We start from the raw sequence: 12,985 nt of genomic DNA on the forward strand, positions 1-12,985 counted from the left end.
GTTCAGCATTTTGCCGGCATGAAGACGTCTAAGGTTATTGTGGCCATTAATGAAGACAAGGATGCCCCTATTTTTTCCAAGTGTGATTATGGCATTGTGGGAGATATTTTTGATGTTGTTCCGGTGCTGACTGAAAAACTTTAATAATGTGAAATCTTAATGACGCTGCAGATGAATGAACGGCTCGGACGAATAAACGGATCAGCTGCCGGCGCTGCTTTGGTTGTCGCAGCTGCGGCTTTCTGGGGTATGTCCGGCATCTTTGTGACCATTATTCTGGAAAACTCGAACGGTACTTCAGTCTCCCTGGCTTTCTGGCGGGACACGGCAGCATTTGCCACCCTGTTTTTGTTCACCCTTTTGACCCGTCCGCAGAATCTGAAAATAGAGAGAAAGGATTTGCCCTGGCTTGTGGGCATGGGATTTTTTCTGGGCGGATTCCACATTTTTTACAATGAAAGTGTTGTGCTCAACGGTGCTGCCGTTACCACAGTGATGCAGGCAGCCATGCCTGCTGTGGTGACAGTGGCGGCTTTTTACCTTTGGAAAGAAGAATTAACCCGGGAAAAGATCGGGTCCATGATGATTATTTTCATGGGGACTGCCATGGCCTCGGGCATAAATATTTTTTCTTTGGAACAGACAAATACGGCCGGACTGATGGCGGGGTTTACCGTGCCGTTTTTCTATGCCGGCTGGAGTCTTTGCGGTAAAAACATGGTGTCAAAATACGGAGCAACTGCCTGTCTTTCCATTGCCTTTGGCGTTGCATCCATTATGCTGCTGCCCCTCCAGCCCTTTACAAACCAGCCGTTTCCATTGAATTCGACAATGGCCTTTGCATTTTGTGGATTGATCGCCATCTCCACCTTTGGCGCTTTTACCCTGTATCTTCTGGGAATGAAATATATCCAGGCCGGGATTGCCAGTATCCTTGTCATGTCCGAGATTCTTTTTGCAGGGGTCTATGCCTGGTTTCTTCTGGGAGAACGGCTCACGCCTGTTCAACTGGTGGGAACCCTTCTTGTGATCGCAGGTGTTGTCTGGCTTTCATACCGCCAGAGCAAATAGCAGAAAGGCTGAATTCTTAGTAAAGTTGTAGCCCTACTCTTTGGATTCCATAGGGCTTTGGATTGTTTTTTTAATTAAAAATTCGAATGCTTTTCGATAACCAGGGCCAGCACATGTATAAAAAATCCCGCTGAGCAGAACCAGCGGGATTTTTTATACAACTATCTTTAATAAGTTGGAGAGTTAGCTTTCAATGACCCCGGAACGAACCCCCTTAAGAAAGTTCATGCAGAAATCATCATGGGACAGGAGCATATCTGCGGTTCTGATGGTGGCCATGATTTTTTTGTCCAAGGGATCAATAATGGCGGAATCCATACCTGCATCCATCATAAGGCTGACAAAGGTCCGGTTGATGATGTGGCGCTGGGGCAGGCCGTAGGAAATATTGGACAGGCCACCAGTGATGTGGACATCCGGGAATTCAGCTTTGATGGACCGGACTGCATCCAGAACCATGACGCCTTTGTTGGAGTCGGTGCTGATGGGCTGGACCAGGGGATCCACATAGATGGAGGCTGTGGGGATGCCGATCTTGTTGAGTTCTTCCACCAGGCCTCTGGCACGGCCCAGGATGTCATCGGAAGACGAAGGCATGCCGGCATCATCCATGCAAAGGGCAATGACCTTGCAGTCTTTTCCTTCAAGGAACGGCATCATAGCCTCAAACCGTTCTTTCTCCAGACTGATGGAGTTGATCATGGGGGTTTTCCCCACCATCTTAAACGCCATTTCCAGGACAGCTGGGTCCGGGCTGTCCAGAGTAAGGGGAACGGTGGCAATGGGCTGGATGGTGTCCAGAAGCCATTTCATATCTTCGGTTTCATGACCGATGCGGGCTCCGGCATTGACATCAATATAGTTGGCGCCTGCTTCCTGCTGTTTTTTTATATCATCAATGATATAGTCAGCATCCCTTTCTGCCACGGCTGCCTGAACAAATTTTCTGGAGGTATTGATTCTTTCACCTATTACTTCAAACATGGTTTTTCTCCTGTGTTTATACGTCCAGCTTAGCTGACAAATGATTTGGCAAGTTTTGAAGCAGAGCCTGCATCAGCTGCAAACCCGTCTGCCCCGATTTCATCGGCAAAGGTCTGGGTGACAGGTGCACCGCCCACAAGAATTTTGACCTGGTCCCGCAGGCCGCTTTCCACAATGGCATCCACAGTTTGTTTCATCATGGGCATGGTGGTGGTCAAAAGAGCTGACAGGCAGACAATCTGTGCATTTTTTTCTTTGATCTGGGCCACAAAATTTTCAGGCGCAATATCCACCCCGATATTGTGAACTTCCATGCCGGCGCTTCCCATCATCATGGCCACGAGATTTTTACCGATATCATGGAGGTCGCCTTTAACCGTTCCAATGATCACGCTGGCACTGGTGGCGGATTCATCTTCTCCCAACAGGGGCTTTAGGATGGTGACGCAGTCTCCCATGGACTTGGCTGCCATGAGGACTTCGGGGATAAACATATCACCGCTTTCCATTTTTTCGCCCACAATGTCCATACCGGCAATCAGGCCTTTGTTGAGAATATCACCGGCCGGGGTATTCTGGGCCAGGGCGTCGTTTACAAGGTCTGTCAGTTTGGCGCCGTCACAGGAAACCAGGGCATCTGTCATTGCATTAAAATCAGTCATTTTTCTCTCCTTTAAGGGTTTTTACGTTTTTCAACATATTGGGTTAATTGTTTTTCAATTTCCGGGTCAATGTCAGGTTTTTCATAGGAAGCCAGCCGCTGTGCTACCTTGTCTTCTGCAATCTGGTTAATGTGTTTTTTTCCATCCTTTGCCCAGGCATCCGGGTTCTTGCGGCTCATAAGAGTGGGCATGAAAAATTCGGTCCGGCACAGTTTAAAGGTCTTGGGATGGGTCAGGTACTGGCCGCCGATGCCCACCTCCTTGATCACGTCAATATCAATTGAATCATCGGTGAGGGCAAGGGGTTTGAGCATGTTCAATATCATGCCGCAGGCTTCCTCGTCAACAAGGAATTTCTCAAAACTCATGGCAATATAGGAACCCAGAATACCGCAGGAATGGAGAATGAAATTGATCCCGCTCCTGGCTGCAGTGGAAAGGGCCAGGGCAGATTCCACACCGGCCTGGGCATCGGCACACAAGGCATCGGTCAGACCACCGCCGGACCTTGAGGGGAGATTGTAGAACCGTGCCATCTGAGCCACCAGGTGAATGTTTTTAGACAGCTCGGGTGCACCAATGGAGAGAGCGCCTGTTTTCATGTCCATGGCAGAAGAGGTGGATCCATAGATTACAGGGGCTCCCGGTCTGACCAGCTGGGCCAGGGTGATACCGGCCAGGATTTCAGCATTCTGGAGGGCCAGTACTCCGTCCAGGGTCACGGGGCCGGAGCCGCCGGCCATGATAAGGGAGGCCACCACACAGGCCTGGTTGTGACGGGCAAGTTCAATGAGTGATCCAATCATTTCATCGGCAAACTGCAAAGGGGACAAAGAGTTGATCAGAGAGACAGATACGGTCTTGTCCATAATGTTTTTCTTGCCGCCCCAGAGGATACCGGCCATTTCAATTCCGTCCAGGGCGCCCTGTCGGGATACCGGGCTTCCCATAAAGGGTTTGTCGCACAAAAGCATATTGGACAGGTTCAGGTCCAGGTGGACCGTCTCATGGGGCATATCAGCCGGTTCCACCATCATCCAGCCGTTCATGTTGATGTACGGAGATGTCTGGATCAGTTTGCAAAAATTGTCATAATCTTCCATGGTGGCCTGGCGTTGATTGCCCTGGACGTCCATGACAAAGGGAGCGCCGTATCCGGGCAGGAAGACAAAATCATCTTCCCCGATTTCCACATTTTTTTCCGGGTTCCTGGCATGGACGGTGAAACGTCTGGGTGCGGTTTTCAAAGCCTTTTGAATGTCGGATTCTTCAAAAAATACTGTGGCACCTTTCACCCTGTGTCCGTTTGCCTTGAAAATTTTGAGCGCCTCTTCTTCATTAAAGGAAACACCGGTGTTTTTTAGAAGATCCATGGCGGCATCATGGATTTTTTCCATGTTTTGGATACTCAGTTCCTGCATTCTATCATACATTGTTTCTTCTCCTTTAAGAGGGGTAGTTCCTCTTTTTTAGATAGATAATCCCTGTGGCCCCTAAATACAGGGCCACAGACAGATTGCTTATTTGTTGTTTTCTTTTTTATATTGGTTCAATCCCTTGAATGTGCCGTAAAGTACCAGCAGCAGCAGGAACATGAGGGGAAATGCCGTTGCAATGGAGGCGGTCTGGATGGCTTTGAGGCTGCCGCTTCCGGCCAGCACGGCTGCCACGGCACCCAGAGCAATGCCCCAGAAGGCTCGCAGATTTCGTCCGGGATTTTCATGACCGGATACAAACATGGCAAGGGACAGGGCTGCGGAATTGGCAGAAGTCAAAAAGAAGGTGCCGATTAAAAAGATCAGGGCAACGGCCAGAAGCCCTGTCATTGGAAGGTTCTGGGCAATAGCGAATATAGCACTTTCCATTCCGTGTTCCTTCATGGTGGCACTGACGTCAAAATGAATTCCGGCCCCGCCTACGACTCCGTACCAGAGAAAATTCCCCAGAGTGGGGAGAATCAGGGTGGCGGCAACGGTTTCACGGATAGTTCTTCCCTTGGAGATCCTGGCGATAAATACGGCCACAAAGGGCGCCCAGCTCATCCACCATGCCCAGTAGAACACGGTCCAGGAGCCGATCCAGTTACCTTCAAATCCCGGAGCGGTAAAAAGGCTCATGGGAATAAAATGCAGAAGATACTGGCCCATGGAATTTATGGTAAGGTTGATCAGGAAAATACTGGGGCCGAATATCAGGACAAAAAACCAGACTAGGACAAAGATCCACATGTTGATATCTCCGATGAGCTTTACCCCTTTTTGAAGTCCTGTGTAAACCGACAGGGTGAAAATGGCGGTGAGGATAGTGATGATGATATAAGTGCTGGAAGAGCCCAGCTGCATACCGTACTGGAATTTCAGTCCGGAAGAGAGCTGGAGGGCCACAAAGCCCGTGGTGGTGGCAAGGCCGCCCAGGGTGGCAAACACGGCAAAGATGTCCAATATTTTTCCCCAGGTGCCGTGGATCTTGTCGCCGATAACATAGTAAAAAGCACTGGAAAATTTTAAAGGCAGGTTATGGGTAAAGCAGGCATGACCTATGGCAATGGTCAGCATGGCATAGATAGACCAGGCACTCAACCCCCAGTGGAAAAAGGAATAGGTCATGGCATTGGAACCTGCGGCCGGGGTGTTTGCCTCTCCGCCAAAATAGGGAGGTGGGCTCATATAATGGTAGGCCGGCTCGGCAGGGCCCCAGAATACAATGCCTGCGGCAATGGCAGAGCCAAAGAGCATGGCAAACCAGGAAAAATTGGAAAACTCGGGTTTGTCACTGGGAAGCCCCAGTTTCATGCTGCCGTATTTTTGTCCCATGAGAACAAAACAGCCAATGACCAGCATGAAGACAGTCAATAGATAGAGCCATGCCCATTTGGTGGTGGTCCAGCTGAAAACCGCATTGATGACCGCAGTCATATTTTCGGGAAAGAGAATGGACCAGAGGACAAAAAGGACGGTTACAGAGGCAGAAACCCAGAACACAAATGGATCAAAAGGTTTTGTTGATGTTGTTGTTGTATTATTCAAAATATAACTCCTGCAAAATTGGTTTATATTCTATTCACCTTTGCGGTACTTTGTACGGTTAGGCCAGTGGACTTTTATTCGATAAAATGCAGGTTGTGTGCCAGAGTTCTATACAGGCAGTTTTTCTGTAAATAAATAATTTAAGTGATTGATATTATATATAAATTTTATCTGATACTATGGATAACATTTTTTTAGTTCAGTCGGATAGAAAATTTTTTGTCACTTGGTTCAAATGTGAATAGAAAAAAAAATTTTCACTTGAAAAAAAATTGACTAAATGGTCGGACGGCGGATAAAATCCAGGCGGTACAATCTGTGTTTTTTGATCTTATAATGGAGTAGCTGTCTTGAAATTCCCAGGTGTTTTGCCGCCTTTGTCACATTACCGCCAGCAGCGGAAAGGGCGGATTTGATGGCTGATTTTTCCCGGTCTTCCTGGGTCTGGGCAAGGTTGTGGGGCCGGGTCAGATCAAGGGCTTCGACCGGTTCTTCAACCCGGGGACTGTCAGGATTTCCGGGTATGGAAAAGGGAGTTTCCAGGCAGGTAAAATCAATCTGTTCCAGGCAATCCAGACCCGGCGTGAAATGCTCTATTCCAATAGTTTCTTCCCTGCCTGCCATGTTCATGGCACCCTCTATCAGGTGTTCAAGTTCCCTTACATTTCCTGGCCATTGATAGGTGGTGAATAAGTCAAGAACTTCCTCTGAAATATAGGTTACATTGGTGCCCAGACTGTTATTGTATTTTTCAATAAAATGGCTGATCAGTTCATTCATGTTGTCCTGCCTTTCACGAAGGGGTGGCAGCTTGACCATAACCACCGCCAGTCGGTAAAACAGGTCTGTGCGCAGACGATTTTTCCGGATGTCGGTTCGGGGATCCTGGCTCACCGAACTGATGATTTTGACATCCACTGGGGTTTCTTTGGCAGAACCCACCCTTCGGACACGTTTTTCCTGCACAACTCTTAACAGCTTTGCCTGGAGGTCTATGGGCATGGCCAGCAGTTCGTCCAGGAACAGGGTGCCGTCATGGGCAATTTCAAAAAGGCCGGGCTTGTCTATTGCACCAGTAAAGGCTCCCCGGGCAGTGCCAAAAAGAATGCCTTCCAGAAGATCATGGGGAATGGCCCCACAATTGATGCCGATAAATTTTTGTTCCCGCCGCTGGCTGTGATTGTGAATGGATTGGGCAAAGAGTTCCTTGCCTGTGCCTGTTTCCCCCTGGATCATGATGGGGGAGGATGAAGAAGCCGCTTTTCTGGCCATTCCCACCACCCGCTGGAAATTCGGGTCGTTGCCGATGAGGTCGGCAAAGGTGTATTGGGTACCGTTGCCAAGGTCTGGCCTGGATTCAGTGATGGCTGATGAAGGAGTGGAGCGGTACAGGAGTTCATAATCCTTGACAAAGCAGATCACCCCATTGATGGTTTCTCCATTAAAAAGGGGGTAAACACTGGTAATGGTGTTGGCAACTTTTCCTGAGCGGGTCCTGTAGAAAAACGCCTTGTTTTTAATGGCCGCATGTCGGAAAATGACTTGCATGATCATGCTGGTACGGTTGTTGAGTTCATAAATATCTGTCACCTTGAGCCCGATCACGTCCTTGGGCACTAATCCATCTATCTTGGATTGAGCAGTATTGTAAAAAAGGATGGTCCCGTTAACGTCGGCAATAATCACCCCGTCATCCAGGTGGTTCAACACAGATAAAAAATCAATGCTTTTCATATCCAGCAGGCCGGAAAGATTAAAATTTTCAGGAAAAGGCATTGGTGAATCCCTTGCAATATCATTGTTAAAACACCCTGTTTTCGATTTGTGATCTATACCATATCCGGAATGGAATATCAAAGCGCCTGGTTTTTTTTAAAGGGGATACAGCCATATTGTTTTTAAGTAATTTATGATAGGTTAATATTTTTTGGACTGTTTTAATAAATGATAATTAGAGGTGATTATGACTGCACCTGTTACATCCGGTGACTTAAGAGAATTGATTGAAAAATATGTAGCAGATTATCCAAAGGCCGCAGGTGGAAAGAATTTCTGGCGGACACCCCTTGCAGTCACAGCAAAGGCGGACGAACGCTTTGATATTTTGCCCAAAATTGCAGCAGATGACCATATTCTTCCAAAAGATCTTCTGGCCACGGGTAAGTCTGTGATCGTTTTTTTTATTCCTTTTATCAAAGACCTGGCCAGGGAAAATCATAAAGGGGATATCCCCTGCCGGAACTGGGGACTGGCATATGAATCCACCAATACATTGATTAACAAACTGTGTGAGCAGATCAAGCTTTTCCTTGAAGATGCCGGATACCATTCTGCCCTGGTCCCGGCAACGCATAATTTTGATCATAAGAAATTGATGGCCCGCTGGTCCCATAAACATCTGGGATATGTAGCAGGCCTGGGCCGCTTTGGTGTTAATGCTCAGTTCATCACGCCATCAGGCTGTACCGGTCGTTTGGGCAGCCTGGTCACCCAGGCTGATCTCGGTGACAGCCCTCTGGTGATTGAAAAAGAGCTTTGCCTTCATAAAAATGGTCATAAATGTTTGGTCTGTGTCAAACGCTGTCCTGTAGGAGCCGTATCTGCCGAGACAGGAATAGACCGGAAAAAATGCTGGGCCAGACTCAACTCCAATCTTCATGATACAGAAGAAATGGCAGGCCTGGAGAAAACCACCCATGTTTGCGGGAAGTGCCAGGTTATCGTTCCCTGCAGTTTTAAAATTCCAAAAGCATAAATTAAATATTGATCCGATTTTTCAGGCGTTGTGCCGATAAAATCCTGCCGTTGAAGGTGGCTCCAAAGTATTGCCCAGTATGAGGTCACAGGCTTTTTCCGCCACCATCATGACCGGAGCATAGATATTTCCGTTGGTCACATAGGGCATGACCGAGGCATCCACCACACGCAGGTTTTCCACGCCGTGAACCTTCATGGTATCCGGGTCCACCACAGCCATATCATCTTTTCCCATTTTGCAGGTGCAGGAAGGGTGAAGCGCAGTTTCTGCGTCCTTTGCCACCCAGTCCAGAATATCATTGTCTGTCTGAATATGGTTGCCCGGAGAGGTTTCCCCATCGTTAAATTCGTTAAAGGCCGGCTGGTTCATGATCTTTCTGGCACACCTTATGGCTTCTACCCATTCTTTGCGGTCCTGGTTCGTGGATAAATAGTTGAAGTGCAGGGCCGGGTGGTGCCGGGGGTCCGTAGATTTGATTTTAACCGATCCCTTGGAATTGGAATACATGGGGCCCACATGGACCTGATAGCCGTGGTCATGGCTGGGCTGGCTGCCGTCGTAACGAATGGCCAGGGGCAGGAAATGGAATTGGATATTCGGATATTCTACATCATTATTGCTTCTGATAAATCCACCTGCCTCAAAATGGTTGGTGGCGGCTGCACCAGATCTGTGGAAGAGCCATTGGTAGCCGATAAAGGGTTTTTTCCACCACTTGAGGGACGGGTTCAAGGATATAGGTTTTTTGCATTTATACTGGACATAGACTTCCAGGTGGTCCTGCATGTTTTCTCCCACTCCGGGAAGATCATGGACTGGCTTGATGCCGAGTTTTTCAAGCTGTCCGGCATTTCCAATGCCTGATAACTGGAGGATTTGTGGGGAGTTTATAGCGCCGCCACAGCAGATGACTTCTCCTGAATGGACGGTTTTTGGGCTGCCTTTCCTGCCTTTGATAAATTCCACACCAATGGCTTTTTTGTTGTCAAACAGGATTCGGGTGGTAAGAGCCCGGCAGATTACATCCAGATTGGGCCGTTTTTTCAGGACGGGGTGAAGATAAGCCCTTGCCGCAGAAAGACGGCGGCCCCGGCTGATATTTCGGTCAAAGGCGCCAAATCCTTCCTGCTGGTATCCATTGACATCTCTGGTCAGGGGGTAACCCGCCTGTTTGGTCGAATCGAGAAATGCCTGGAATAGCGGGTTCTTACAGGGTCCTGTTTCAAGTATGAGGGGACCGTCCGTGCCATGGTAGTCATCTCTTCCTTTAAGACGATTTTCAGCTCTTTTAAAATAGGGCAGGTTATGAGCATAATCCCAGCTTTCCATACCTGCATCTCTGGCCCATTTTTCATAATCCATGGCATTGCCCCTAATGTAGATCATGCCATTGATACTGGAGGAACCACCAAGGACCTTGCCCCGGCCATGGGAAACTTTTCGGTTGTGCATATGGGGTTCAGGTTCGGATTCGTAACACCAGTCATAATATTTATTACCCAAAGGATAGGTCAGGCCAGCCGGCATGTGAATGAAAATATCCCAGATATAATCCGGCCTGCCAGCCTCTATAACCAATACTTTATTAGCCGGGTCCTGACTGAGTCTGTTGGCCAGAACACAACCGGCAGAGCCGCCGCCTATAATGAGATAATCATATTTTTCTTTCATTATTTTAACTCCTTTTCAGTATTACCGGTTTTCAGACACCAGGCTGATAAATCCAGCCACCAGGTCATCAATATCCATTTCATCGTCCCTGACAAGGGCCTGGAGTGCAACGCCCTGTAGGCCTGAAATAAAACAGACTGCCGCAGCCCGGTTGGTTTTATTTTGGGAAACCCGGTTCAGGGCATCTTCAAAGGCATCCACAAATTTATCATAGGCAGCCTGGATTTTTATAATTACAGGCCCCCTGATACCGCTGAATTCAGCTGCCAGGGAAGCCAAGGCAATGATTGTGTCAGGATGGTCTTGAAACCGGCCCATAAAAATATCCATCATGCCGCTGACCATTTTTTTATAATCTGTATGGTCTTGGCTCAGATACTCAATATATTGGTCAAAGCTATGGTCAAGCTCTTCCACCACTTCTTTAAGGATATCAGGTTTTGAATTGTAGTGGTGAAACACAGCTCCCGTGGTCATGCCAATGTGATAGGCGATATCTTGAATCGTGGTTTTATGGTACCCCAGCCGGGCAAATAAATGGGTTGCGGTTTCAAGAATCAGCCTTTTTGTGGCAATCCGTTTGGCTTCTTTTTTATTGATGGGGACCGACATACTTTATTCCCAAACGGTTCAGGGTTTTATCAAGGGGGACGCCTTTTTTGTTCCATCCCCGCAATTGATAATATTCCTGCCGCATATAGTCCATATCATCCCTTGAAATCCTGTGGCCCTTTGAAGGACCGTCGGGAAGAGGTTCCTCTACAAACCTGCGGGGAAGGATATCTTTTTGGGCAGTAAGACCCTGGGCCAGGTTAAAATACCTGACAAGGTTCCAGATCCGCTCACCTGTTTCCATGAGGGTATTGGTATCTGCTTTTTGTCCCGTTGCCGCACTGAGAAGTTCGGCATAGGTGTCGGCAGGTATGCCGTAACTGCCAAAGTCACAATTCACCAGGGTGTCACGACCAGCGGAATAATTCTGCAGCGCTACCACCATTTGCGCTTTGTCCTCGGGCGAGAGCGGATCAAGGGGGTGTCCTTCCCATTCTCCTGACAATTCATAGGACACGGGAAATCCCCTCTGGTGACATCCGCCCCGGTCCGTTGTCATATATGCCAGGCCCATGCCCGAGACCCCTCTGGGACCCCATGCAGGAGCTTCAAGTCCTTTGGTGTGTACGGCCAGTTCCTCTGCCGTTCCCGCGATTTTTTGGGCAGCCTTCTGTACGCCCTGGGACAAAAGTTTTCCCAATTCACCTTTTTTGTTTGCAATGGCATGGATCAGGTGTTCAGCTGCCGCCACGTTACCGAATTTTAGATCAATACCTTTGGGAGAAGGGATCAAGCCTTTTTCACAGGCCTCCATGGCAAAACCGATAATATTGCCCGTGGACATTGAATCCATTCCGTAAAGGTCACAGAGCTTGACCAGGTGGGCCACAGCCCTGATATCGGAAATGTCCAGGTTGGCCCCCATGAGGGCGACAGATTCATACTCTATAATATCTGTAATAATACCTTTATATTTTCCGGTCCGGACCGCTCCGATTTTGGAACATCTGATGGGGCACCCCATACAGGCAGAGCTGCCCAGCCACAAATGTTTAGACTGGCCCTTATCCCCCAGATCAGATGCCTTTGAAAAGGTTCCATTTTGATAATTTTTATGGGGCAAAAGACCGGTCTCATTGGCAAATTCAACGGAAGCGGCTGTGCCGGCCTGACGGAAGGATTCTACGTCCGGACTTTCTTCAAGTTCTTTGAAAGCCCTGGCACAGGCTGTTATAAATCGCTGCGGGTCATGAACTAGGACCGGTTTGGTACCCTTTATGGCAATGGCCTTAAGATTTTTGGAGCCCATGACGGCACCGGCGCCGCCCCTACCTGCCTGGCGGTTGTACTCACCGCAAATCAGAGCGAAAGGAATCCGGGCCTCACCTGCCTGGCCGATAGTGGCAATTTTGATAGTTTTATCCTTGAGTTCGGTTTTGATCAGCCTATTGGCTTCCAGAGTATTGGTTCCCCATAAGTGCCGGGCATCCCGGATTTCCACATGATCATCATTAATCCATATAAAGACCGGCTTTTTGGCCTGGCCTTTGATGATGATGCCGTCATATCCGGCATATTTGATTTCAGGAGAGAAACTGCCGCCAAAATAGGAATCCAGGAAAATACCGGTCAGAGGAGATTTGGTGACCACACACCCCCGCATGGCTGGGGCCATGGTACCAGTTAAGGGCCCTGTCATAAATATGAGCGGATTATCTTTGCTCAAAGGATCAGTACCCGGGGAAACCATGTCACAGAGAAGTTTTGCTCCAAATCCTTTTCCGCCGATAAAGTTTGTCTTAAGGGCATCAGGGACCGGGAGAATTTCAAAAGACGCATGGGACAAATCAATCATCATCAGTTTGTTTGTGTAGGCAGAACTCATTGATCTTTCCTTAGTTGAACCAGTTCAAGGGCTCCAGTGGGGCAGGCTTCAACACACAGAGGCTTCCCCTGGCACAATTCGCATTTAACCGCTTTTTTTGTATCAGGATCCAATGATACCATTCCCATGGGGCAGTATTGGGCACATAAACCGCAGTTGATACATTTATCCGGATCAATACAGACAATGCCGTCATCATTTCGATGGATGGCTTTAACAGGACAGGCAGTCATGCAATAGGCATTTCCGCACTGACTGCAGACCACAGGCATATGATATAGGTTTTCATTTTTGTTTTGAATTAAAAGACGGGCCCGTCTCGGGTTATAGCCCCCTATCAGGTCCATGCTGCATGCCAGCTGACAGATACAGCATC

At 48.3% G+C, this 12,985-nt stretch carries 11 protein-coding genes; 2 read left to right on the top strand and 9 right to left on the bottom strand.

Features of this window, described 5'->3' with window-relative positions:
• Nucleotides 1–171 precede the first annotated feature (171 nt).
• On the top strand, nt 172–1,071 hold the full coding sequence (locus tag HGJ91_RS03680; protein WP_291346346.1) for a DMT family transporter: 900 nt from the start codon (nt 172–174) through the stop codon (nt 1,069–1,071).
• Nucleotides 1,072–1,254: 183 nt separating this feature from the next.
• Here HGJ91_RS03680 and HGJ91_RS03685 read toward each other — a convergent pair whose 3' ends face one another.
• The 5 genes from HGJ91_RS03685 to HGJ91_RS03705 all read right to left on the bottom strand — a co-directional run bounded on the left by HGJ91_RS03685 (nt 1,255) and on the right by HGJ91_RS03705 (nt 7,519).
• Nucleotides 1,255–2,055: a dihydropteroate synthase gene (locus HGJ91_RS03685; protein WP_291346347.1), complete on the bottom strand. Its 801-nt coding sequence runs from the start codon at nt 2,053–2,055 to the stop codon at nt 1,255–1,257.
• Nucleotides 2,056–2,084: 29 nt separating this feature from the next.
• Nucleotides 2,085–2,717 (bottom strand): corrinoid protein, encoded by a 633-nt coding sequence (locus tag HGJ91_RS03690; protein ID WP_291346348.1) that lies wholly within the window; start codon nt 2,715–2,717, stop codon nt 2,085–2,087.
• An 11-nt stretch (nt 2,718–2,728) separates the two neighbouring features.
• The gene (locus tag HGJ91_RS03695; RefSeq protein ID WP_291346349.1) at nt 2,729–4,150 is read right to left on the bottom strand and encodes a trimethylamine methyltransferase family protein; all 1,422 of its coding nucleotides are present in this window, start codon (nt 4,148–4,150) and stop codon (nt 2,729–2,731) included.
• A gap of 87 nt (nt 4,151–4,237) precedes the next feature.
• Complete coding sequence (locus tag HGJ91_RS03700) at nt 4,238–5,743, bottom strand: BCCT family transporter (protein WP_291346350.1); 1,506 nt, start codon at nt 5,741–5,743, stop codon at nt 4,238–4,240.
• Between the two features lie 276 nt (nt 5,744–6,019).
• Entirely contained in the window at nt 6,020–7,519 is a 1,500-nt protein-coding gene (locus HGJ91_RS03705) for a sigma 54-interacting transcriptional regulator (RefSeq protein ID WP_291346351.1), read from the bottom strand.
• 187 nt (nt 7,520–7,706) lie between these two features.
• On the opposite strand from HGJ91_RS03705, the gene HGJ91_RS03710 reads away from it, so the two are divergent.
• Nucleotides 7,707–8,498 carry a hypothetical protein gene (locus HGJ91_RS03710; protein WP_291346352.1) on the top strand — a complete coding sequence of 264 codons (792 nt, stop codon included), beginning with the start codon at nt 7,707–7,709 and terminating at the stop codon, nt 8,496–8,498.
• A 21-nt stretch (nt 8,499–8,519) separates the two neighbouring features.
• On the opposite strand, the gene betA is transcribed toward HGJ91_RS03710, so the two are convergent.
• From betA to HGJ91_RS03730, 4 genes are read right to left on the bottom strand one after another with little or no spacing between them, the layout of a single operon-like run.
• Nucleotides 8,520–10,172, bottom strand: coding sequence for a choline dehydrogenase (betA, locus tag HGJ91_RS03715; protein WP_291346353.1), 1,653 nt, complete (start codon nt 10,170–10,172; stop codon nt 8,520–8,522).
• A 21-nt stretch (nt 10,173–10,193) separates the two neighbouring features.
• Nucleotides 10,194–10,784 carry a TetR/AcrR family transcriptional regulator gene (locus HGJ91_RS03720; protein WP_291346354.1) on the bottom strand — a complete coding sequence of 197 codons (591 nt, stop codon included), beginning with the start codon at nt 10,782–10,784 and terminating at the stop codon, nt 10,194–10,196.
• Nucleotides 10,765–12,609: an aldehyde ferredoxin oxidoreductase family protein gene (locus HGJ91_RS03725; protein WP_291346355.1), complete on the bottom strand. Its 1,845-nt coding sequence runs from the start codon at nt 12,607–12,609 to the stop codon at nt 10,765–10,767. Before HGJ91_RS03725 ends, HGJ91_RS03720 begins: the two co-directional genes overlap by 20 nt.
• Entirely contained in the window at nt 12,606–12,956 is a 351-nt protein-coding gene (locus HGJ91_RS03730; RefSeq protein WP_291346356.1) for a 4Fe-4S dicluster domain-containing protein, read from the bottom strand. The genes HGJ91_RS03725 and HGJ91_RS03730 overlap by 4 nt, the downstream gene beginning before the upstream one ends.
• Nucleotides 12,957–12,985 lie beyond the last annotated feature (29 nt).

It is taken from the genome of Desulfobacula sp. (assembly GCF_014237455.1).
In the GTDB taxonomy this organism is placed as follows: domain Bacteria; phylum Desulfobacterota; class Desulfobacteria; order Desulfobacterales; family Desulfobacteraceae; genus Desulfobacula.